Below are 24,405 nucleotides of genomic sequence, written 5' to 3' on the forward strand. Positions count from 1 at the left end.
GTGGATGTTAAACGCAAATAAGCGAAAAACGATAATCCTCTTGATTCCGGTTGTGTTGGTGTTAGCTGGATACGTACTCTACCCTTCAATCGCAACGTTGATTGAAAGCTTCAAGAAAAATGGTTTGTTTTCATTAGCAAACTATCAGGATTTCTTTGGGGCAAAAGCAGCAGCGAATTTCGAGGCATTATGGAACTCGGTATATATTTCCCTTTTGTCCGTTTTCTTTAGTGCTTTAATTGGTATCCCATTAGCATATGTCTTTAACCGTTACGATTTTCCTGGACGTCAATTTTTTTCTAATATAGCTATTATGCCAATTGTCCTGCCTTCTCTAGTCGGTGTTATGGCATTTATGTTTTTATACGGAGAAGCTGGTTTGGTGCCTAATGCTATTAAAGATTTATTTAACCTATCAAAAGTGCCGTTTAGTATCGGGGGGATTTCAGGGATATTAGTAGTACATGCTTACACGATGTACCCTTATTTTTATATGACAACAGCATCTGCATTAAATAATATAGATCCTTCATTAGAGGAAGCAGCATACAATCTTGGATCTAACAAATTTAAAGTGTTTTGGAAAGTAACATTTCCCCTGCTAACTCCTGGATTAGTTGCAGCGTCTTTATTGGTATTTATGGTATCCATGGCTTCCTTTAGTGCACCTTTTTTATTAGCTGGTGGATTTAGAGTATTAAGTTTGCAAATATACTTTTCTAAAATCAATGGTGATTTAGAAATGGCTGCTACACAATCCATTATTTTGTCAGCTGTTTCCATTTCCTTCTTACTGTTTATGCGCTGGTATCAAAACAGAAAGGACTATCGGATGGCAAGCAAAGGGATCGGTGTCCACCGAAGTGAGGTGCGCAATCCTATTTTAAAATGGATCATGGTGACGATTGGGATTATAGCCGTAATCATTTTGTTACTGCCGCATGTCACACTACTTATGCTGTCACTTGTACCAGAAGGAGCTTGGACTTGGCAGACATATCCACAAGCATTCAGTTTTGAGAATTACAGCTTGTTATTTGACAACACTACCATTTGGGAGCCTGTAAGAAATAGTTTAATTATGACATGTCTCGCCTGTGCAGGTGTGTTTATATTTGGCATTATCACATCCTATGCACTTGTCAAACGTAGCTTTATAGGAAAAAATTTACTGGATATCCTGGTAATGATCCCGTGGGCCTTACCAGCTACAGTCGTTGGTATGAATCTTATCTTAGCGTTTAATAAACCTACACCGTTCTCATTTGGACACATTCTTGTTGGTACATTTTGGATTTTGCCGTTAGCTTACTTTGTTCGCTTCATTCCATTAGTTGTACGGTCTACAAATGCTGTATTAGAACAAATGGATGATTCGTTGGAAGAAGCAGCTCAAAATTTGGGAGCAAAATGGTTTTATACATTCAGACGGGTAGTTATCCCAATCATCATGCCAGGCGTTTTAAGCGGTACTTTGCTTGCTTTTGTTCAGGCAATCGGAGAGTTTCCAACATCCGTATTATTATACACATTGAGCAATCGGCCGATATCTATTGAAATTATGAACCAGCTTCGTATGTTTAATATGGGTCAAGCTGCCGCATATGGAATGATTCAAGTCGGTCTAATAGCAATTGTCATGTATATCGCTTATAGATTCTTCGGAGTCAAATCGGAAAATACGTTATAGAAAAAGCAATACAATTTTTAATATCGAGGTGCTTTTTGAATGCGTACGTTAAAGGAACAATTTGAAGAAGTAGACGGTAACACATTTCCAGGTAAAACGTATATTGATGAATTGTTAATGCCTGTATTTTATGATCAAAAAGAATATCTATTTGATGCGATGTTTAAGATCCATAGAGCACATACCTCCATGCTTGGAGAACAAGGTATTTTAACAGAAGAAGAAACACGTAAAATATTAGCAGGTATAGACGAAGTAGAAAATCTTGACCGTCAAAGCATCACATATTCAGCGGAATATGAAGATCTATTCTTCCTGATAGAATCTCAAATTGGGAATAGAATTGGAGATGAGTTGGCAGGAAAAATGCACATTGCAAAAAGCAGAAATGATATGGGAGAAGCAATGTATCGAATTGTGTTACGGAATTATTTACAAGATACAATCAAAAATGCCGAAAAATTAAGTGAGGCGATACTTGATCAGGCAGAAAACCATGTATATTCGGTCATGCCTGCCCATACACATACACAGCCTGCCCAACCGACAACATTTGGTCATTATTTAGTCGCTGTTTACGATAATCTCCAACGTGATGTTAACCGAGTAAAACAGGCATACCAAACTGTCAATCAATCTCCTATGGGGGCTGCAGCAATAACAACAACTGGATTCCCCATCAATAGAGAACGAATGGTAGAATTGCTTGAATTTAATGGTTTAATAGAAAACTCCTATGATGCTATTGGTGCCGGGGATTACTTAATAGAATCTGCACAAGCACTAATTAGCCTAATGACAAATATGGGTCGCTGGATTCAAGAGTTTTTACGGATGGCTTCAAAAGAAGTAGGATTAATTAAAGTGTCTGATGCCTATGTACAAATAAGTAGTATTATGCCCCAAAAAAGGAACCCGGTATCAATTGAGCATTCTCGCTCAATCGCTAGTAGTGCAGCGGCTGAAGGAATGGCAGTGGTTCATATGATCCACAATACTCCTTACGGGGATATTAATGATACGGAAGATGATTTACAGCCACATTTATATACTGGTTTTAACAAAGGGAACCGCGTGTTAAAGCTAATGCGTGCAGTTATTTTAACAATGGATTTTGATAAAGAACGCGCCTACCAGCAAGCTAGGGAAAATATGATAACCATTACCGAACTCGCTGATGTATTAGCACGTGACTATCAAATTTCATTTCGAAAGGCACATCAAAAAGCAAGTGTTGTTGCTAAAAAAGCGGATAAAGAAAATAAACAGCTGTATCAAATAAATCTTCACGAAATAAATGATTGGTTAGGAGATGTTGCATTAACAGCTAAAGACTGGCAGGAAATTACTGATCCAATCTGTTTTGTGGAAAGAAGAAATATTACTGGGGGTACAAACCCTGAAACAGTTAAAGGAATGATTAAGAAGAGGAAGGGTACCTTATGAATGACTGGAAAGAGAATTTGACAAATTACTAGATTAAACATATTTTAAGCAGTAAAATTCTGTGAGCTAAAAAACACTTTATTTTAAAGAAAAGGGGGATTCATTTAAAAAAAATTCATGTTTTTGGTAAACATGGATTCGCCGATACGAGGTATTTTTCGAGGTTCGGTATTCCGGCCATTGAATTTGGGCCATCTGAGGATCATTGGCATGGGAATGATGAATATGTTGTTTTGGATTCGGTGGGAACGTATAAGGAAATTGGCTCTTCGCTAAAAGGAATGAAATTAGGCAAATGTTAATCAAATAGTTTCCAGAAAATCTATGAAAACCCGGATAAAGGAACGGGTTTAGTTGCGAGCGATGCATGACGCCATACTGATGCCTGTTCTTTTTATTTTGGTGTGAAGTCCAAATTATTTCCCGAACATCTTCTCTGAGTTTTCCATACATTGTTCTCCGTCTATATTTAGGAATAAATACAATATGGTACATGCAATTCCACTTTGTATGCGATAAACTTGATCTATCCATAATGGATGTCCTCCTCTGTCTGGCAATGGCTGCGAAACCTTTGTCAGACAGAGGAGGACTTTTTTATCATACGTAAAGGTACTTCCGTTTCTCTTCTCCCACGCATAGCATGGGGCTTAATCTGGAGTTAATTAATTATCCTCCGGTAGTACCAGCGTATATTTACTTGAACGATCATAGGCATTCCCTTATTTCATGGATTCCCTAATAATATGCGGTGACGTCGGAAGCTCGATACCAATCTTATCATCTGTTTTGTATTTTTTGCTGTCATGTGTATTAAACACATCAACTTTCAATTCGTAATTTTCAACGTCAACAAAATATCGCGTGAAATTTCCATTATAAATAATATTGGTTATCGTTCCTTTTAACGAACTGGATGCATTGATTTTTATCCGCTCTGGTCGAACAAGCACCGTAGTTTTTTCTCCGATTTTCAAATCTTCACCGTGTTCTCTTTTCAATTTTTCAACCGGAAAGTGTATGGTTCCCGTATCAAAATAATGACCTTTTTCACTCTCTTGTAAATACCCGGTAAAAAAGTTTGCTTGTCCTACAAAAGTAGAAACAAATTTGTTGCTTGGATAGTTGTAAATTTTATCGGATTTGTCAAGCTGATGAATAATTCCTCCATTTAGAACCGCAATACGGTCTGAAATGCTTAAAGCTTCCTCCTGATCGTGTGTGACAAAAATGACAGTTAAATCCAATTTGTCTTTTATTTTACGTATTTCCTTACGAAGTGCAATCCGTAAATTAGCATCGAGATTGGATAATGGTTCATCCAGCAATAATACTTTAGGCTGTAGAACAAGACAGCGTGCAATTGCTACTCGCTGTTGCTGGCCTCCACTTAATTCTTTTGGTTTTCGATCCCCATAATCATCCAGTTCCACCTGGGATAGCGCCGTCATAATTCGATTATGCTGTTCTTTCTTGGAAACTTTCAATTGCTTCAATCCATAAGCTACATTATCATAAACCGTCATATGAGGAAAAAGAGCATAATTTTGAAATACCATACCCGTTGACCGTTTTTCGGGTGGCAATGTATCAATCTTTTCATTATCCAAAATAATTTCACCCGCATCTTGTTTATTGAATCCGCCTATCGTTCTTAAAAGTGTTGTTTTCCCACAACCACTAGGACCAATAAATGAAATAAGTTCACCTCGCTTAATCGAGATAGAAATATTATCTACGGCTTTTACATCCCCAAAGTATTTGCATACATTTTTTAATTCAAGAAAGTTGTTTTCTGACATGTAGAAACCCTCCCATATTACGAATCAGATACGAACTCCTGTCTTTTTTTCAACAAATTTCAATAAACCAAGACAAGCCAGTACAATCACTATCATGATGAACGACATGGCAGATGCCAAACCAATTTTAGCCTGTTCAGCTAAATTCAGAATATAAATAGCCACAAGATTGGTATTTGGTGATATTAAAAAGACAACGGAACTTATAGAAACCATTGCAGTCATAAGGGCATATATAAAACCTGCAGCAAATGGCGGAACCATCAATGGCACGATAACCTTCCAGAATGTTTTATATGGTCCAGCCCCAAGATCATTCGAAGCTTCTTCCATCGAGATGTCAATCTGATGCATTTTACTGATTGCTGCTTCCAGTCCTACACCGATTTTCCTGAAAGTCATGTTCAACACAAGGATCATGACCGTTCCTGTCAAGAAGAAAGGTGGCCCATTGAAAATTAATACATAACCAATACCCATGACCGTTCCCGGAACTGCCAAACCGAACAAGGTTAAAAATTCCAATAGTTTCTTGCCCGGTATCGGTTTTCTCGCAAATAAGAAACCTTGCAAAATCCCTATTCCCGCTGCCAGTATTGCACTGACGAATGAAACGAATAAACTTGTATAAAGAGAATCCCAGCCTGTTTCATTATTAAAATGTTCCAGCGTAAATGTATTGTTTATTCCGATAATTTTCACGAACGCTCCCAGTACGACCATGATGAACATTAGTAATATAAAGGCTGTAAATATTGTACTAATAGTTCCAACAAAGAATTTAACCGACTTGGAAAGTGGTACACTATACGAGCCAGATTCACCACTAATCGTCCCAACACTACTATCTTTTAGAAAATAAGTTTGGAAAATAAAAATCAATAGACTTGGTATGATCAGGAACACTCCAAGCACGGCAGCCAACTCCAAGTTATGCTGTCCTACAACAAGCAAGTAAGCTTCCGAAGCTAAAAATCGAGTTCCCCCGCCAATAATAAGCGGGTTGGAAAAATCCGCCAATGCCATCACAAAAACGAGCAAACCTGCTTTAATGATCCCGGACTTCGCTAAAGGTAACGTGATACTACCGATTGTCTTCCATTGATTCGCTCCAAGGTCCTGCGAGGCATATTCCAAATCGGCATTCATGTTTCGCATTGTACTTTCAATAAGCATATATCCAATTGGGAAATATCCAATTATCTGTGCTAATACTACTCCCCAAAAGCCATAAATGCTAAATTCCCCACCAAATAAGTGACTAATATAATCAGTCACAATACCGCTTCTACCAAATAAAATAATCAATGATAGTGAAAATATAAATGGTGGTGCAACCAACGGCAGTAACGAAATCCCCTGAAAAGACTTGGACAAAAAACTTTTCGAGCGTGTTACATAAAGCGCGATATTAATACTTAAAAACAACACGATAATAGTTGAAATTATCGCGGATAATACGCTATTCAGCAAAGCATCCCAATAATAGGGGGCCTGAAAAAAATCTTTATAGTAATCAAATGTTAGTTGACCCGTTCCAATTCCAAAACTTTTTAACAAAACAGCTAATACTGGAGCAACAATAAATAATATGATTGCAACAACAAGTACAATCGTGGCAATTGCAAACCACGGCTCAGCCCAGAACCGCCCCCAAATCGTGGAGGACGGCTTCAGTTGATTTTTTACCGGCTGTGTAGCCTCCACTCATAACTCCCCCTTTTTATGAAAAATTATCTCGCCATTCCTTCATGATTCGATCACGATTTTTTTCAGCCCAGACCGCATCATAATCAATCAGGTAATCTTCTACGTTTTCAACTGTTCCTTCTATACCCGGCTTAGTTACCATCGAACGATGCGCTGCAGATTTTTTCATGCCTTTTTCAGAACCGATGTAATCAATCACCTCTTCCACCAGTTCCCGATTTTCTGTGTTTTTGAACATCCAAACGACATCAAGGTCATAGCCCACTCCTTCTTCGGGTATTACCGCTTCCAATGGATAGCCTTCCTCAATCCGGTTATAAACAGCCTGATCCCATGTTATACCGATTGCGTACTCTCCCTGGGCAACCATTTGCGCCGGTGCGTCGCCTGATTTGACATATTGTCCCACGTTCTCATCCAATTTTTCTAAATAGTCCCAACCCTCATCTTCACCCATAATTTGCATAATAGTTGACACAAACAAATAGGCTGTTCCCGAGGTGCCGGGATCCGGTAATACAATTTCTCCTTTATACTGAGGATCCAGCAAGTCCTCCCATGATTCTGGCTTGTCCAAACCTTTCTCTTCCAGAATATCTGTGTTGATTGCCAACAAATTAAACCAATAAGACCATCCATACCATTTGCCATCTTCATCTTTAAACTCATCCGGAACATCTTCCCAAGTAGGTGAGTCATATGGTTCCAAAAAATCTTCTTTCTCCGCTTTTAATGCAATGCTATGTAACATCCCCCATTGCATATCCGCTCCAAAATCAGGAGCTTCCGATTTCATTCGGCTCCATCCTTCTCCACTGGATAATCGCAATACATTGACATCAATACCTGTTTCATCTTTTAACCCCTTTACAAAGTCTTGCATTTCCTCTGAGTCATTATGGGTGTAAACATCAATTTCACCTTTCGAATCCTTTGCATTCCCCGAACCGCCGCATGCAGAAATAATCAAACCCAATGCGAGAAACAAAAATGGTAACAGATATTTCTTCATATTTGATAAACCTCTCCTTTTAATTTAAGAATAGCCTCACTTTTTATTTTTCTTTCAACGTAATAGCTTGATAATCGTTTATAATAGAATCAGCATCCAACAAATGTACCTTTTGCATGTTAGGTGCCGAAACAATCCCAATACTAGCCAAAACTCCACTCTTTTTGCCAAGTATCATGTCACCATTGGAATCACCGATGATTAACGTTTTTTCAGGAGCAATGTCTAGCTGCTTACAAGCGTAATAGACCATTTCAGGATACGGCTTCCCTCGGTAGACAAGATCATGCCCAACGATGGCTGAAAAAAAGTTTGTAATCCCTAATGCATTCAAATGTTGTACAGCCTTTCCATAATTATCCGATGTGACTACCCCCATTTTGATTGCAAGTTTTTCTGCCTGTTCCAAAAACCGGACTAGTCCATTAACAGGTTTGACATGCTCATGAATTGCAAATGTTTCCTCTAACACCTGATGGGCGTCATTTACCACTTGATACGCTTGATTCCAAGGAACACCTTGTTGATAAAGTCCCAAGGTTAGAATGGTTAGCAAGTCTTGCAAAGAACCAATAGCTAGAGGACCTTTTGGATCCCATGTGTGGTTCTCGTAGGAAAATCCCAAAAAATGTGCTAGTAAACTTTTGTTATATGAAACGGTAGCTTGGTCGTCAATCAGATCGATGAAGGTCTCTGCCCACCGTATCCATAACGTGAAATCGATAATCGTTCCATCTTTATCAAATAAAATGCCGTCTATTTCATACCTATTTCCATTTATAATGACAACACTCATGATAATGATTAACCCCCTTTCTCAAACACAACAGCTCCATTCGAAATTGTAAATACAGGCATTTATTTGTTTATGTTGTTGTATTTAGTTGTGTTTATGTGTTTATACTTGAATATTATAAAGTAAATCTCATTTATGTCAAAATGTATATTTCCGTGTTTCACTTGATAAACCATTAAAAAAGCTTAGGTGCTCCACCTAAGCTGAAAAATACTTGAATTTATTTAGTTATACTGTCGTAAATGGGCTATGTTTGAAATTTTATAATACTTCAATCCCTGTATTTCGGTATTTCTCGAGTACATTTTCATTTATTTTGGAGTCCGTAATAATGCGGTTAATTTGGTTAAACTCACATACCTTTAACAGGGAGACGACATCAAATTTACTACTGTCGGCCAACACAATTCTATGCTGGGCAATATCCATCATCTTCTTTTTCACCTGTAACTCCCCTGCTCCGTAATCAGTTAAACCTTTTGTGAGGGAGAGCCCACTAATACTCATAAAAAAGGTATCAATGTGAAATTGAGTAATAAAGTCTTCTGTAAAATCACCAACAGTACAAAGCTCTTGATTTCGCAAAATGCCTCCAGCGAAAATTATCGTGTAGTCAGGCATTTCGGAGAGTTCATTTGCTATCGTCATTGAATTGGTAAGAACCGTTAAACGTGTAAACTTTTCCTTCAATTTTTTGGCAAATTCTGTGTTGGTTGTACTTACATCCATTGCGATCGATTGTCCTTCAACCACAAAATCCGTCGCTTTTTTGGCAATTTCCTGTTTTTCCTTTAAATACTTAGATTCGCGTACAGTAAACGATAACTCTCTGTTGTTCACTTCCTCAAGCACAGCGCCCCCATGAACACGCGTTAGAAGTCCTTCTTTTTCCAGGAATTCCAAATCCCGTCGTATCGTCTCGAATGATACATTAAAATATTTCATTAATTGAGATACCTTGACGGATTTATCTTTTCTAACTATCTTTACTATTTCTTTATGTCTTTCTTTTGCAAACAACATCGACACCTCTTCGGTAAAATAATTATGTTGTATACGATAGCAAGTAAATACAATCAAATGCAACTTTATTACATATTGTATACCATTCATTCATATTTTTCATCCCTAATGGGAATTTTTGTGGAAAGTTTTCACAAAAGAGGAAGCAGATTTAGGAATTGTTTATTTCCACTATATGTAAGAATGGAAGAAAAATAGCTGTTATAATCAAACTAAAATTATCTGAATTATACGGGTACCAGGCATCCCCTAAGGAGGGTAAAAATTGTGCGGCCTATTTAACGGAATCCGGATATGTAGGAGAATTTGTCATTTGCTCCGAACCGACACAATTAGGAATCGGCCTTCAAGCAAAAGGTGTCCTGCAAATGGATATTACATTAAAGGGGAAGTCTGCACATGCCAGCAAACCTTGGGAGGGTGAAAATGCGATTTTACGTGCACTTTACTTGTATGAGAGGCTGTTAGAATTACCTTTTGCCCAGGAATCAACTGATTTTTTCCAGAAACCATCTATAAATCTGTCTAAAATACATGGTGGCGATGTATATAATAAGGTTCCTGATTCTTGTGTCCTTTCCATGGATATAAGGTTTTTACCAACGCAAAACAAGGATGAGATTCTTAAGCAGATAAAAAGTATAACCGATTGTAACATTGCTATAAACTTGTATGGAGATCCTGTCATGAACACAATTGATAATCCATATATACAAAAACTACTGCCAATTATTAAACAAAAGGCATTGATAGAAGACGTTCATGTTTTTGGTCAACATGGCTTCGCAGATACGAGGTATTTTTCGAGGTTCGGGATTCCGGCCATTGAATTTGGGCCGTCTGGGGATCATTGGCATGGGAATGATGAATATGTTGTTTTGGATTCGGTGGAAACGTATAAGGATATTCTTGTTGATTTTGGCGTAGGGTTTAGGGGATGATTGTATTTGAGCCTAAGTGTTGATATCAACGAGTATGATGGAAAATTTAGACTGTCAGCAAATAGAGCTATTGGGACAGTCTAATCCCTGACGAGTAGGAGGGAGCCTTTCCATTATTGTGCTCCCCCGCCGAGCCGTGCGGGCGGTACTCCGAACAGGGTTTCTCTCCATCATCCTTTTAAGAATATTGCTTAATTCTTTTATTTAGTTATCAATTCCAGCTCAACAGGGATAAATTCTTCAACTTTTTCCCCCTTAACTACTTTTTCAGCGGTTTCGATGGCAGATTCACCAATTAATTCTGGTTTTTGAGCAATTGTTGCATCCATTCGTCCTCCCTCAACAGCTTCCACCGCATCATCGGTAGCATCAAATCCCACTACAATTACGTCGGACACACCTTTTGCTTCTAATGCTTCCAATGCCCCAAGTGCCATTTCGTCATTGTGTGCAAAAACAGCATCAATCTGATCTGTACTTTGAATAATATTTTCCATTACTGATAAGCCTTCTGTTCGATCAAAATTTGCAGTCTGGTTGGCTACTATTTCAATACCATCCATATCGTCTACAATTTCATGGAAACCTTGCCCTCGTTCTCGGGTTGCCGAAGCTCCCGGTATACCTTCCAATTCGACTACCTTACCTTCTTCACCTAGCTGTTCCGCAATAAATTCCCCAACCATTTTTCCGCCTTCTACGTTATCGGAAGCGATATGAGCTGCAACTTCGCCTCCCTCAGAACTTCTATCAACTGTAATGACAGGGATATCTGCATTGTTTGCCAATTCAACCGCAGATACAATGGCCTCTGAGTCAACTGGATTTACCAAAAGAGCATCAATATCTTGCTGTAATAAATCTTCTATATCACTCAGCTGTGTGGAAGGATCATCTTGTGCATCCGATGTAACAAGTTCAAAGCCTTTTTCGTTTGCTGCTTTTTCTGCACCATCACGTAATGTTACAAAAAATGGATTGTTAAGTGTCGAGATAGATAATCCAATTTTTATTGTACCGTTGCCTGAACCTTTTTCAGCATCTTCTGAATCACCAGTACCTGGATCTTTTGTTGAACATGCTGCCAAAACGAACAAAAGTACTGTAACTACACCTATCATTTTAAACCTTTTTTTCATTTCTTTTGCCTCCTCAAATTTTTATTTTTATCAAGATGATAGATAAAACATCTTGTTATAAATTTATTTATCTGAACTACGGTCAAGCAAGACTGCTAGTAGAATAATACCGCCTTTCACTATTTGTTGGTAAAATGATGATACATTTAATAAGTTCAATCCATTATCAATAACGCCTATAATAAGGGCACCTATTAAGGTACCAACAATCTTACCTTTTCCTCCAGCTAAACTTGTCCCGCCGATAACAACAGCAGCAATTGCATCCAATTCATACGTTGTTCCTGCTGTTGGCTGTGCCGAATTTAATCGGCTTGAAATGATAATACCTGCTAATACAGATAGCATACCTGTAAGTGAGTAAACCCAAATTTTTACGCGGTCAGCCTTAATTCCGGATAATTTTGCAGCTTCCTCGTTTCCACCTATTGCATAAACTTGTCTGCCAAAAACAGTTTTTCGCAGCACAAAATACAAGATAATGAATGCAATAAACATTAAAATTACTGGAAACGGTATCCCGAATACATAACCTCCACCAATCATTTCAAATGTAAAACTATCAGATAGACCAGTGATCGGTTTCCCGTCTGTATAGACCAAAGTTACTCCGCGATAAATCGTCATGGTTGCAAGGGTAGCGATAAAAGGAGCTACTTTTCCCTTGGCAATAATCAGTCCATTAATTGCTCCTAAAGCAAGTCCAATCAGCAGCCCAATCAGTACTGCCAATAAAGGATCCATTCCACTCGTTAATAAACCTGCAGTAAGCGCACTTCCCAATGCTAGAGTGGACCCAACAGACAGGTCGATTCCAGCCGTTAAGATAACAAATGTCATACCAAAGGCAATAAGAGCGTTTACCGATACCTGTCTAAATAAATTCAATATATTATTCAACGTTAAGAAATTATTACTCATAAAACCTAATATGATAGAAAAGATAATTAAACCTACTAACGGACCAATAATAGAAAGGTTATTTTTTATATAATTTTTCATCTTAATTCCCTCCCGTCGCTGCAGTCATAATTTTCTCCTGTGTAGCTTCATTACGGTTAAGAAAGGCGGAAATTTTCCCTTCATGCATAACCATAATACGATCACTTACTCCTAAAACCTCAGGCAATTCGGAGGAAATCATAATAATGGCAACTCCATTTTTTGTTAGTTCATTCATGATTGTATAAATTTCTTTTTTGGCACCAATATCGACTCCTCTAGTTGGCTCATCTAAAATAAGAACTCTAGGATTAATCCCCAACCATTTTGAAATAACAACTTTTTGTTGATTACCACCACTAAGTGATTGGACAACTTGCTCTCTTCCGGTTGTTTTTACATGTAGCTGTTCGATCAAATCATCTACTAACATTTTTTCTTTAGAATTGACGATTACCCCGCCATTGGAAATCGTTTTGAAGTTTGTCAGTGATATGTTTTCGCGAATAGTTGAATGAAGAACTAACCCCTTACCTTTTCGATCCTCCGTAATAAAGCCTATTCCGGCATCAATCAAATTACCTGGATGACTTGTATTTAGGACTTTTCCTTTCAATTTTACTGTGCCGCTTTCCTTTTTACGATAACCAAATATTGTTTCCATCACTTCCGTTCGTCCGGCACCCATTAATCCCGCGACACCTAGTATTTCTCCCTCTTTAACAACAAAACTTATATTATGAAAGACCCCTTTTGATGACAAGTTTTCCACTTGAAAAATAACATCGCCAATTGGATTATTTTTTGCGGGAAAACGATCACCAAGTTCGCGACCTACCATCATTTTTACAACTTTTTCAAATGAAGTATCTGCTATATTCTCCGTTCCAATATACTGTCCATCACGCAAAATAGTGATTCTATCACAAATTTCAAAGATTTCTTCCATTCTATGAGAGATGTAGACAAAACTAACGCCTTGTTGCTTTAAGGATTGAATTACTTTAAATAAACTTTCAATTTCCCGATCCGTTAAAGCAGCTGTTGGTTCGTCCATTATAATGACTTCTGCATTGGTTGCTAATGCACGGGCGATTTCCACCATTTGTTGTTTTCCAACTGATAACTCCCCAGCTAAATCATCAGGTTTAATATTTCCAACTCCTAATTCATGCAAGCTTTTCTTTGTTAATTCATTAATCTTTTTCGTATTTAAAATGCCGGACTTGCCATACGTTATCTCTTTTCCCAGAAACATATTCTGAGCCACAGTCAAATGAGGAATAATATTCAACTCCTGGTGAATAACGATAATGCCTTGTTTCTCGGCTTGTTTGGGGTTTGTAAAATGAGCTTCTTTCCCCTTAACCTTAATGATCCCATTATCCCGTGAATGGATTCCGGTTAATACCTTGACTAAAGTAGACTTTCCAGCACCGTTTTCTCCCATCAAGGCATGAATTTCACCTTTTCTGACATCAAAATTGACACCTTTTAACACCTGGTTACCGGAAAATGACTTGCTAATGTTGTCCATTTCTATAATAGATGTTATAGCCAATTTAACTCACCACCCTTTTTAAAAAATGACGCCCGATTGTACTATTACATTTGCATAAGGGGTTGCCTCACCAGTCCGAATAACCGCTTTCATTTCCTTGATGCGTTTTTTTAGCTCTTCATGCATTATATATTCAACAGGAATAGTGGGGTACCCCTCTAATAATTTTTTATCTAGTACACTATTTTCTGTTTTAATTTCGTTTGCCAAGATCATCTTTTCAATTTGCATATCTTCCGCGATCACATTTAGTACTGTTTCAAAACTCGGTATACCAAGTCTCAATGATAAATCAATACAAAGCGTCTCATCAGGAACAGGAAGCCCACAATCGGCAATGAGAATTTTATCTGTATGCCCTAGCCTTGACAGCAAGGAAGATATATCCCGATTCAACATACCGAACTTTTTCAATGTAAAACTCCCCTTTCTTTCATAAACTTTTCTACCTCTTCATTCGTTGGCATGCCTTTTTGGGCTCCTGCTTTCGTTATCGAGAGTGCAGCGGCTGCATTCGCAAACAAGACAGATTCATGAATGGATGCACCGTTTGCAAGCTGCATGGCAAATGCACCATTAAACGTGTCACCAGCTCCCGTTGTATCTTTCACTTCAACCTGAAATCCCGATACATTACTCAGGCTGTGCTTACTATAATATTGAACACCTTCATCACCTTTCGTAATGATTAGTTTTTCTTTTATGGAATCGATGTCTGTATCATTTTGCATTTCTTTTAACTCAATTTCATTTGGCGTCAGATAGGTGACATTGTTAAATAAATCTTTTGACAACCTCTGATATGGAGCCGGATTCAAGACAATTGGCACCTCGAATTCATGCGCTACTTTCACGGCATATTTTACTGTCTCAATCGGTATCTCAAGTTGGATTAATACAACATTACTATTTTTAATCATTTGTTTATGCGTTTCTACCAAATCTGGTGAAACCAGCTCATTACAACCAGGTGAAACGATAATGCGATTATCATTTTCGGATAAAATGATCGTTGCAACCCCTGTTGGATATTCAGAAACTTTAATACCTTCAACATTTATCTGCTCTGATGCCAGATGAGAAAGTAGCGTATCCCCAAAAGCGTCTGAACCGACTGCCCCAATCATATGAACATTTGCCCCAAGTCTAGCTGCTGAAACTGCTTGATTTGCACCTTTTCCACCCGGATATTGCGCAAAATTTTTACCGAGAACCGTTTCACCTTGTGCAGGCATTTTATTTGTATTAATCGTTAAGTCCATGTTGATACTTCCAATTACACAAATAGTTGGTTTGTTGCTCATTCTTCTCTCCCCCTTGGTCTGGTTGATTGTCTTTCAACCAGCTGAACAGAAAACTCCTCTGTTTTTTTTTGAGAATCATTATTAATTATTAGTTCAATTAGCATTTCTGCCGCTCGTGATCCCATTTTGTAAATTGGTTGAGCTATCGTTGTTAATGTTGGACTTGTTGTTTCGCCTAATGAAATGCCATCAAATCCAATAATAGATAAGTTGTTTGGAACGTTTATACCTAACTCTTCTGCTGCCTTTATTGCTCCTACACCCATTACATCATTAGCAACAAAAAGACCATCAATCTCCGGATGCCGCTCCAATAACTTAGTAATCACACCTTTGGCTACTTGAAGGTTATAGTTACCTGAGACAATATAATTGCAAGAGAACCAATCATCATTTTTCACCACATCCAGATAGCCTTGTTTACGCTCTTCTGTATTGCTTGCGTTTTTAGGTCCTGAAATATGTGCGATACATTGGCAGCCTAGCAATTTCAAATATTCAGTCGCTTCCCTTGCACCCTCACGATTATTAACCTTTACTGTAGATAATTCCACACCAAACGTCCGATCCAAAGCGATTATTGGAACAGTCACTTCCTCTATATGCTCTTTTTTTAATGTACTTGAAACAATAATGATTCCATCTACCGATTTCTGTTGTAATGCATTTAGATAAGTAAGCTCTTTTTCAATCGAATTATCCGTATTGCAAAGCACAAACGTATAATGATGAACATTACATACATCCTCTACTGCCCTGGCCAATTCAGGGAAAAAAGGGTTCATAATATCTGGTACAAATAAGGCAATCATTTTAGATTTTCCTTTAAATAAACTTCTTGCGACATCGTTCGGCCTGTATTTCAATTGATTAATAGCTTGTACAACGCGTATTCTGGTATCTGAGTTTACGTATCCTTTGTTATTAATTACTCGAGATACCGTAGCAACGGATACACCTGCAAAGCGTGCAACATCTCTAATCGTGACCATATTTCAAATACCTTTCATTGTTTATTGAGTTTTTTGCTGATGTGTAACGGGTTACATGTTATATAAAAATAAAACGCAATCACAATGTCTTCGTTAATATGTAACCCGTTACACGTTTATAATAAACCGCTTTCAATTGTTTGTCAATTAATTTTTAAAATAAGCTCCAATCCAATTTAAATTACCTTAATCCATGGCAGAAAACATCGAAATCACCTAAAATCTTGTATTATCAATCACATAGGACCCGTTGAGCGGGTCCTATGTGATTTACTCCGATATGACAGCAACAATCCACAGCTTCAGTAACAATATCCATGGATTGTTTTATAATTTTAATTACTACATACGTCCTTCCCTGCCTTCTATCAGTAGACCAACCTCCTCCCTACATCCAAATGCTCAATCCCATGATTCGTCTCCCCATCAACAATAAGATCCGCGGCAATTGAGCCAATAACAGGCGCCATTTTAAAACCATGTCCTGAGAATCCGCTCACTAAAAACGTATGATCCATCTCCGGAATTTTGCCGATAATCGAATGATCATCCCTTGTATAACCATCCATATAAACACTTGCTCGAACTGGATCTGGAATTAGTCCAGGCATTAATTCCTTTACTGCCTCACTAACTTCCTTTATTTCATCTAATAAAACATCCCGATTTAGATTACCCGGATCTGGCACATTGACTGGATTCTTTGTGTTGGAAGCCTTTACCATTGTCCCATCCAAAGTTGGTGCCCCCGTTAATCTGAAATCCTTCCTCATTCTAGCGAATATCGGAAAGTTTTCCGGCGTAAAATCATTGATATTTTTTGCAGGAAACCACGTTAACACTAGTCGTCTCGCCTCTATATTCGTTTCCAGTTTTGGTAACAACTTCTTCGTCCAGGCTCCGGTTGTAACCAATACTTTTCCCGCACGGTATGTCTTTCCATCGGCCACAACCTTAACGCCAGTGTCATCAGGAACGATTTCTTCAACCCTTGAATACCTGTGAATTACCGCTCCGTTCGCTTCAGCCTGATGAGCAGCTGAAATAACAGCTAGTTCTGGTCTGATAAATCCTGCATTTTTATCCAGGACCATAACTTCCTCGGAAAATAATTTAAATTGCGGGTATCTTTTAGCCGCTTCATTCCCCTGAATAATTTCGTGATCCAATTGAAATTCCTTAATAGATTGCAGAACGTTTTTTAAGGCCTTCATATTTGGGTCACCAATCATTAAACCGCCATTAAGCGTTAGCAAATTATTTCCTGTCTCCTTCTCTAATTGTTTCCATAATTGCCGAGCTTCCTGTAGTAATGGAACATATTGCTTTCCCTCCATATATGCCGTTCGAAACAGTCGTGATTCTCCTCCAACAGCTGAACGATCATTACCAATACCAAATTGTTCAAAACCTAAAACGGATACACCTCTCTTGGCAAGCTGCCAAAGCGCCATGCTACCCATTGCACCTACACCAATTACTGCCACATCAGCATCCATATGCACACCTCATTTTTTGTTTATTCAGTTAATTATATTTGCACTTCTTCTTTATCTGTTACGATTTCTTTAGACTTGCTCTTATCATCAAACATATAGGTAAATACGATAAAACCAACTAAAGATCCCAAAATACCGAACGCAACGTATGGAATCTCTGTACCAACGATTTGGGCAACTGCTGCACTTAATACTCCCAAGGCCATACTTCCTATCGCACTCTTGGCGCTTAATCGATTGGATTTTCTTAAAATAAACCCTCCGAAAATTGGCACCAACAACCCTGATGCAGAGTAAGCATATGTTGCAACAAGCCACCCGAGCGCTTTTGGATAATATAATGCTAATACAACCGCTAGTGCAATTACGACAACCGACATGAGCCGCGATAATGTTAATAACTTACGGTCACTTGCATTTGGATTAACATAAGATTGATAAATATCGGTCGTTATATTGACAACAACAGATTGGACAGCACTACTTACAGTTGACATGATTGTCGCGATAATAAACGATCCGTAGAGTGCCATAAACCAAAGCGGAATCTGGGTCAGGAACCATCCTGAAGCCATTTCCGGATCCGTTAAATCAGGATTCATTGAATAAACAGCAATCCCCATAAAGGATGCCCAAATACCACTTATGACTCCTACTATTGCAGCTATAATGAACCCTTTCTTGGCAACACTTGGACTACTAGCAGCATAAATACGCTGGTAGGACATTTGGTTTGTCAATGCCCCAGGGAAAATGGCCAGTATCCAGAAAACAATCGTCGTTGTTCCTACAGCACCAAGCCCTTCCGGAAGGTTAACCATATTTCCAGGTACTTTGGATGTTATTTCAGACCATCCACCAGCAAGATCAAGTATATAAAAACCACTAATTACCGTCATTATGATCATGAGGCAGCCAAATATAAAATCCGTCCAAGCTACAGATGCCAATCCACCAGGTAATACAAATAGTAAACTGATCGCCGCAAAAAATAAGATTAATAGTGTGAAGTTGATTCCTGTAATTTCTGTAAATAAACTCCCAAAGGCAACTAATTGCGTACACAACCAGCCAAATGGCACAACAATTGCCAAGAAAGTAACGATGCTCATCATTATTTTATGTTCACCGTATAACTTTTTAAAAATCTCCGGCATCGTCGTAAATTTTTGTTCTTTTAACCAATTGGCAAGTAGTACTAGCAGTATTATCCCGATGGAATACAAGACATTATACGTTACAGCTGACCATCCCGCACTATAACCAATTCCGATATGGGCAACTAACACACCACCGCCAACCCCAGTGGCAAATTGGGTTCCCGCTACTACGTATATTGGTAAAGACCTTCCTCCTACAGACCAGTTTTCACTGCTTTTATTTCTTCTGCCAATCCAAATCGAGAAAATCGCTGCACCTGACAAGACCACAATAGAACATAACAAAATTACGAAAGTAGCATTCATTATTTGCCCCCTTGTATTCTTAATTTTTTCAGCTGTCCTGGTGTGTAAGAGCCAAGTTGTTTGTACCTTCAAACATACGAGTTAGATTCATTAAAACGATCAAGTCTCAACTTTTTTAAATCAATTGACGTTTCCCCATGCATGAGAAGCTCGGTCATTACTGTTCCAACGATGGGAGAAAGCGTAATTCCACTATGCATCACAGCAATATAAGCGTTATCTATCGTTGGGACAGGTCCCAAAATGGGAAGCCCGTCATTTGGAATTACTCGAACACCCGCAAAGCATCGAACGATATTTGCTTTTGCCAGATCTGGTAAATATTCGACTGCCATTTTTGCTGTATCCTGAATGACATCCAACGTGGTGCGCCTGTCGTATCCAACCTCCTCTTTTGAATATCCAATCAGTACTTCTCCATTGTCAGCTTGACGCATCCCTCCTATTGTATGCTTGATTAGGGGTGCCAATGGTTCTGTAACCAGAATTTGGCCACGGACTTGTTTTACAGGGATATCTACTCCCAAAAGCTTCCCAACTTCCTTTGTCCAAGGACCCGCAGCCATGATCACTTGTTTTGCCATAAAAACATCATTTTTAGTGATAACTTTAAACATCCCTTTGTTTCTTTTAATAGCGATGACGGGATTGTAAAAAGAAAACTGGACATGATTTTTTTTAGCTGCTTTTATATAAAGTTCTACCAAGCGAAACGGGTTAACATTGCCATCAATCTTACTAAAGGTTGCGCCGGCAATATTTGGGGACAATGCAGGCTCCTTCTCTAATACTTGGTCACGGTTTAATACGTCAATTTCGATTCCAACCTCAGCTTGCTTTTCGGCAAGTCGTCGTGCACTATCCCTATCCGATTCGCTAAAAAATGGAGCGATTCCGCCGGTACGCTTATATTCTACATCGCCAATTTTCCGTTCAAGAAAGGGATATAATTCGGCACTTAACATACTTAGCTCCCCGTACCAGGATGGCGTTTTATTATGTACCCAAACCCAAGCCTGAGTGGACCCTGATGTTCCAGATAACGGATAATCTTTATCAATAACCAATATCTCTTTTTGCCTGCTTTCTGATAAATGAAAAGCGATACTGCTTCCCACTACACCACTTCCGATAATTACCACATCATATTGGTTAGACATGATCTTCATCACCTTCTTTTGGAGCTGATTCACTAAAAACAGAAATCACACTTGACGATTCTTCATCACCAACTAATGCAGAAATTCGCGTTGGTTTTAACGGCATTCTCATCCTGGGAGGTCTAATGTCACTTAATGGCTTATCTAGCGACTCACTAATGATTTGTCGTACTAAATTGGAACAAACTTTTGCCTGGCATGGGCCCATACCGCACCTTGTCAGCCTTTTAATGTCGTCAAACGTATGGGCACCTGATTTGATCGCCGTTTCAATTTCAGCAAGATTGATTTCCTCACATTTACAAACGATGGTTGAATCATCCATTTAAACACCCCCTACAAACATGTTAAAGAGCTGTGTTAATTGTGCATCCACATTATCTTGAAAAGACCGCATCAAATTAACTCTTGCATGGAAAGCATTTTGGGATTCAGCAGATTCTAAGCGATAAAGTTCCTGCCACGACAGTTCTCTTTTTACGTTGGCTTCTTCCTTACTTAAGCCATTTAATGTCTCTGCAACACTAACTGCAGCAATCTCTGCTGTTAGTAAAATGGGGCCCAAATTGGTGATCCCAGCTGCATTTCCAGCAACATAAATAGATGATGTGCTTGTTTCCATCATGGTTGAATACTGCGGCAGCCAGCCTCCAAGCTCCTTTTCATAAGTAAAATCACAATTTAATATTTCAAACGGCTCCAAAATCGGGGTTAAGCCTTTACCAATACAAACCAAGTCAATATCCATTTCCTCTTCGGTGTTGTTGTAGCTGATGATGACCTTTTCAACCTCACCTGAACCAGAGGCATGTTTGACAAAGCTATCCAGATAAACAGGGACACCAGCTTCTTTTAAAAAGTGAACCGTTTCCGCTTTTTTTCCAACTAGCTGTACTTCATTATCAACTATCCCTTGTAAACAAACACCATTCTCAACAAGTTGCTTTCCAACTTCTAATGCAAAATCATTAGAACCGATAACGAGGGCATTTTTCCCTGGGATAACATGTTCACGGTTCATCAATATTTGCGCGGCACCTGCAGTCATGACCCCGGGCAATGTCCAGCCGGGGAAAACGAACGCTTCTTCAGCAGCACCTGTTGCGACAATTACTTTTTTAGCCGCGATCGGAATCGTGTTCTGGCCATTCGATACACCAACCCTTCCATCTTTATACGTTCCAATCATCGTGTGTTTCAATAAAACAGTTACGTCTAAATTCGTAAGTCTTTCTATTAGAGTCTGTGCAAGCGCTGTACCCGTTTGGTCCCCGAACTGTTTAGGAAGATTGTTTAGTTGCTGTGTTTGCTGTCTTAATTGCCCGCCTAAAGAAAACGATTCATCAACGATTATTGTCTTGATGCCATTAGAGGCTGCGACATATGCTGCATGTAATCCTGCTGGTCCGCCGCCCACGATTAGTAAATCAGTTTCCATTTGCTTTCCTCCTTACATCGGGATCACCGTCATTTGAGTATATGTTTGCCCCTTCCTCGACTAACGTCATACAGCTAAGTACATGATCCAATTCATTTACGGAAACAAAGCAGCTGCAGCATCTGCCATTTGCACAAAATAATCCTCGTGGTTGCTGCAGCTTCCTGCTAACTCCCAATTTTTTAATACCGTTTGCCATAAGCGCGGCCGCTATTGTTTGTCCCTGCTTCGCCTTTAACAACTTTCCATTAAAATAAAAAGATATTTCCCCCTCAAGATAATTTTCTGAAATCGAATTAGGTGATGTTCCCATTATAAGCGCCCCTTAATAATATAATGTTATAATATTATAATCATTGTAGTAGAAATCTTTTTCACACTACTCTATTAATTTAATAATTAACCAGTAACGGCAAGCACATAACCACTATCCACGCTCAGGACGATATGCTGTTAAATCTACATCTACTTTTTTTCCCTCAGCTATCGATGCAGCTAATGCGCCAACATAAGGCCCCATCGTTAAACCAGATGCACCTAAGCCTGTTGCGACTACAACCCTTTTCACACTGTCAAACGTTCCTAATAAAGGCAAAACATCTGGACCCATTGGGCGAAACCCGATTCTGACTTCTTGGATTGTTCCGTTTGCAAGACCTGGTGCAACAGTTAAAGCATTTGTTAAAACTTCATTAATCCCACCAACAGTCGCTTGATAGTCAAAACCGGAACCCGTTTCTCTCGTAGCACCGGCAACAACCCGTGAATCATCAAACGCTAACATATAATGGCTGCTTTCTGGCAATACTACCGGCCAATTGGAAGTATCCGCATCTGGTAATTTAATATGTGCGATTTGCCCTCGCTGTGGCTCCACTTTAACATCAATGCCAATGGGTTCCAATAATGCTGATGCCCATGCGCCTGCTGCTATAAGTACAGTATCTGCATGAATTGTTTCATGATGGAACTTCACACCAGTAACTACATCCTGTTCTTTTATCAGAGATGCTTCACCATGCAGCACTTTTGCTCCATGTTTTTTTGCAGCCCGGATCATGGCGTCTCTTAGTAATTTGCCATCCACTCGTGCTGCGCCAGAAATAAAAATAGCCTCCAGTTGCGCATTTAAAGGTGGAAATAATTCACATGCTTCTTTAGCAGTTAACCGCTGGACATCACCAATTTCTGGTGCATTTTCATACTTATCGTTTATTTCTTTTTCAATTGTATGTAACTCATCCGGATCTGAACTTATACATAGCGCGCCTACCTTTTTATAACCGACATTTTCTTCGCCATCATTTTTTAATTGGTCAATTAGTCTAGGGTAAAACTGTGCACCACCTTTGGCGATCCGATACCAATCGTCATCCTTTACACTCGATACCCAGGGACAAACAATTCCAGCTCCAGCAGCCGTTGCAGCACCCTTATGTTCCTTATCAATCAGGATAACTTCGTGACCACTCTTTACTAATTGGTAAGCAGAGCTAGCTCCTACAACGCCACTGCCTACAACAATGATTTTCATATTATGTCACCTCTCCAAAATGTTGTACGTATTATTGTAACTTTCCTACAGTGATATGCCTTTCATTTTAAGTAACGATTTACATGTTATTTAAAGCTGAATCTCAAGAAAATATTTTGATTGGTCCTGTTTGACAATAAATCTGGAGTACTCAATGATATGATTATTTTTTGCAGAAGTATAACGTTCAAATACAAATAACTGTTCACCTTGTGGGATATTCAATATGTTTGCTTCATATTCATCCGCTAAAATGGTTGAAAAGTAAATTTTCGCTTTACCTAATTCAACACCGTATTTTTTCTGAAAAATGTTATACAATAAATCATCTTCAATATCTGTACGATGTAAGTTCGGAAATGATGCTTGTGGAATAAAGGAATATTCAATTGCAACCGGTTGATTATTTTGTATTTTAACACGGTGAATTTTATATACTTGTTCTTCCTCGTTTATTTCCAATAATTTCGCTAGCTTGCCACCAGCTTTCTCCGTTTTATAACTTAACGTTTTATGTGGGTGATGATGTGTTTCCCATGCTTCATTTTTTAAAGAAACAAACTTCGAAATATCTTTTTCTTCTATTTGCGTTACAAATGTTCCCTTACCACTTTGGCGTTGCAGGAAGCCAGCGTTTGCCAATTCAAGTACCGCCCTTTTTACGGTAATATTACTGACACCAAATTGAGTAGCCAATTCTTTCTCTGATGGTAATTGATATCCCACCCCCCATTCCCCTGAGGTGATTTTATCATTCAAGTATTGTTTCACCTGTTGGTATAAAGGTACCGATAATTCTTTATCAATCTTCATGTTGTTCTCCCTTTGATTACGAGTATTTTTATTATAATATTATAATGTTATAAGCTTTGAAATAATGAGTTAATTTAGAGTAGTATATAACCTAGTGGTTGTAATGTCAATGGTTAATTTCTGTTAGTTTTGATTGT

The 24,405-nt window shown here is 38.6% G+C and carries 23 protein-coding genes; 3 read left to right on the plus strand and 20 right to left on the minus strand.

What is annotated here, in order from left to right:
• Nucleotides 1–4 precede the first annotated feature (4 nt).
• Both IEX12_RS11935 and argH read left to right on the plus strand, forming a co-directional pair.
• On the plus strand, nt 5–1,690 hold the full coding sequence (locus IEX12_RS11935) for an ABC transporter permease (protein WP_088052634.1): 1,686 nt from the start codon (nt 5–7) through the stop codon (nt 1,688–1,690).
• A gap of 39 nt (nt 1,691–1,729) precedes the next feature.
• Nucleotides 1,730–3,136 carry an argininosuccinate lyase gene (argH, locus tag IEX12_RS11940; RefSeq protein WP_188725237.1) on the plus strand — a complete coding sequence of 469 codons (1,407 nt, stop codon included), beginning with the start codon at nt 1,730–1,732 and terminating at the stop codon, nt 3,134–3,136.
• A gap of 78 nt (nt 3,137–3,214) precedes the next feature.
• On the opposite strand, the gene IEX12_RS23850 is transcribed toward argH, so the two are convergent.
• From IEX12_RS23850 to IEX12_RS11970, 6 genes are all read right to left on the minus strand, one after another.
• Nucleotides 3,215–3,670, minus strand: a complete 456-nt coding sequence (locus tag IEX12_RS23850) for a transposase (RefSeq protein WP_286171113.1) — start codon at nt 3,668–3,670, stop codon at nt 3,215–3,217.
• 188 nt (nt 3,671–3,858) lie between these two features.
• A complete protein-coding gene (locus IEX12_RS11950; RefSeq protein ID WP_088052632.1) occupies nt 3,859–4,938 on the minus strand; it encodes an ABC transporter ATP-binding protein in 1,080 nt (359 codons plus the stop codon).
• A gap of 24 nt (nt 4,939–4,962) precedes the next feature.
• On the minus strand, nt 4,963–6,645 hold the full coding sequence (locus IEX12_RS11955) for an ABC transporter permease (protein ID WP_188725238.1): 1,683 nt from the start codon (nt 6,643–6,645) through the stop codon (nt 4,963–4,965).
• A gap of 16 nt (nt 6,646–6,661) precedes the next feature.
• Complete coding sequence (locus IEX12_RS11960) at nt 6,662–7,660, minus strand: ABC transporter substrate-binding protein (RefSeq protein ID WP_188725239.1); 999 nt, start codon at nt 7,658–7,660, stop codon at nt 6,662–6,664.
• 43 nt (nt 7,661–7,703) lie between these two features.
• Nucleotides 7,704–8,456: an HAD family hydrolase gene (locus IEX12_RS11965; protein WP_088052629.1), complete on the minus strand. Its 753-nt coding sequence runs from the start codon at nt 8,454–8,456 to the stop codon at nt 7,704–7,706.
• A 261-nt stretch (nt 8,457–8,717) separates the two neighbouring features.
• The gene (locus IEX12_RS11970) at nt 8,718–9,569 is read right to left on the minus strand and encodes a DeoR/GlpR family DNA-binding transcription regulator (protein ID WP_308777719.1); all 852 of its coding nucleotides are present in this window, start codon (nt 9,567–9,569) and stop codon (nt 8,718–8,720) included.
• Nucleotides 9,570–9,637: 68 nt separating this feature from the next.
• Here IEX12_RS11970 and IEX12_RS11975 point away from each other — a divergent pair, with 68 nt between their 5' ends.
• A complete protein-coding gene (locus IEX12_RS11975; RefSeq protein ID WP_088052628.1) occupies nt 9,638–10,420 on the plus strand; it encodes a M20 family metallopeptidase in 783 nt (260 codons plus the stop codon).
• A 200-nt stretch (nt 10,421–10,620) separates the two neighbouring features.
• Here the strand turns inward: IEX12_RS11975 and rbsB are convergent, their stop codons facing one another.
• From rbsB to IEX12_RS12045, 14 genes are all read right to left on the minus strand, one after another.
• Nucleotides 10,621–11,559, minus strand: coding sequence for a ribose ABC transporter substrate-binding protein RbsB (gene rbsB / locus IEX12_RS11980; RefSeq protein ID WP_102414751.1), 939 nt, complete (start codon nt 11,557–11,559; stop codon nt 10,621–10,623).
• 63 nt (nt 11,560–11,622) lie between these two features.
• Nucleotides 11,623–12,561 (minus strand): ABC transporter permease subunit, encoded by a 939-nt coding sequence (locus IEX12_RS11985; RefSeq protein ID WP_102414750.1) that lies wholly within the window; start codon nt 12,559–12,561, stop codon nt 11,623–11,625.
• A 1-nt stretch (nt 12,562) separates the two neighbouring features.
• Nucleotides 12,563–14,062, minus strand: a complete 1,500-nt coding sequence (locus tag IEX12_RS11990; RefSeq protein WP_371871313.1) for a sugar ABC transporter ATP-binding protein — start codon at nt 14,060–14,062, stop codon at nt 12,563–12,565.
• An 18-nt stretch (nt 14,063–14,080) separates the two neighbouring features.
• On the minus strand, nt 14,081–14,476 hold the full coding sequence (gene rbsD, locus IEX12_RS11995; protein WP_102414749.1) for a D-ribose pyranase: 396 nt from the start codon (nt 14,474–14,476) through the stop codon (nt 14,081–14,083).
• The gene (gene rbsK, locus IEX12_RS12000) at nt 14,473–15,366 is read right to left on the minus strand and encodes a ribokinase (protein ID WP_102414748.1); all 894 of its coding nucleotides are present in this window, start codon (nt 15,364–15,366) and stop codon (nt 14,473–14,475) included. The genes rbsD and rbsK overlap by 4 nt, the downstream gene beginning before the upstream one ends.
• A complete protein-coding gene (locus IEX12_RS12005; protein WP_188725240.1) occupies nt 15,363–16,358 on the minus strand; it encodes a LacI family DNA-binding transcriptional regulator in 996 nt (331 codons plus the stop codon). The genes rbsK and IEX12_RS12005 overlap by 4 nt, the downstream gene beginning before the upstream one ends.
• Before the next feature lie 368 nt (nt 16,359–16,726).
• Nucleotides 16,727–17,857, minus strand: coding sequence for an N-methyl-L-tryptophan oxidase (gene solA / locus IEX12_RS12010; protein ID WP_188725241.1), 1,131 nt, complete (start codon nt 17,855–17,857; stop codon nt 16,727–16,729).
• Between the two features lie 32 nt (nt 17,858–17,889).
• Nucleotides 17,890–19,323 carry a sodium:solute symporter family protein gene (locus IEX12_RS12015; protein ID WP_155555468.1) on the minus strand — a complete coding sequence of 478 codons (1,434 nt, stop codon included), beginning with the start codon at nt 19,321–19,323 and terminating at the stop codon, nt 17,890–17,892.
• A gap of 68 nt (nt 19,324–19,391) precedes the next feature.
• A complete protein-coding gene (locus tag IEX12_RS12020; RefSeq protein WP_188725242.1) occupies nt 19,392–20,483 on the minus strand; it encodes an NAD(P)/FAD-dependent oxidoreductase in 1,092 nt (363 codons plus the stop codon).
• Nucleotides 20,476–20,808 (minus strand): (2Fe-2S)-binding protein, encoded by a 333-nt coding sequence (locus IEX12_RS12025; protein ID WP_188725243.1) that lies wholly within the window; start codon nt 20,806–20,808, stop codon nt 20,476–20,478. The genes IEX12_RS12020 and IEX12_RS12025 overlap by 8 nt, the downstream gene beginning before the upstream one ends.
• Nucleotides 20,809–21,921 carry an NAD(P)/FAD-dependent oxidoreductase gene (locus IEX12_RS12030; protein ID WP_188725244.1) on the minus strand — a complete coding sequence of 371 codons (1,113 nt, stop codon included), beginning with the start codon at nt 21,919–21,921 and terminating at the stop codon, nt 20,809–20,811.
• Nucleotides 21,911–22,234 carry a (2Fe-2S)-binding protein gene (locus IEX12_RS12035; RefSeq protein ID WP_088052616.1) on the minus strand — a complete coding sequence of 108 codons (324 nt, stop codon included), beginning with the start codon at nt 22,232–22,234 and terminating at the stop codon, nt 21,911–21,913. The genes IEX12_RS12030 and IEX12_RS12035 overlap by 11 nt, the downstream gene beginning before the upstream one ends.
• 114 nt (nt 22,235–22,348) lie before the next feature.
• Nucleotides 22,349–23,455, minus strand: coding sequence for an NAD(P)/FAD-dependent oxidoreductase (locus IEX12_RS12040; RefSeq protein ID WP_088052615.1), 1,107 nt, complete (start codon nt 23,453–23,455; stop codon nt 22,349–22,351).
• 90 nt (nt 23,456–23,545) lie between these two features.
• Nucleotides 23,546–24,268, minus strand: a complete 723-nt coding sequence (locus IEX12_RS12045) for a GntR family transcriptional regulator (RefSeq protein ID WP_088052614.1) — start codon at nt 24,266–24,268, stop codon at nt 23,546–23,548.
• Nucleotides 24,269–24,405 lie beyond the last annotated feature (137 nt).

The sequence above is a fragment of the Lentibacillus populi genome, from assembly GCA_014642895.1.
Classification (GTDB): Bacteria; Bacillota; Bacilli; order Bacillales; family Amphibacillaceae; genus Lentibacillus_C; species Lentibacillus_C populi.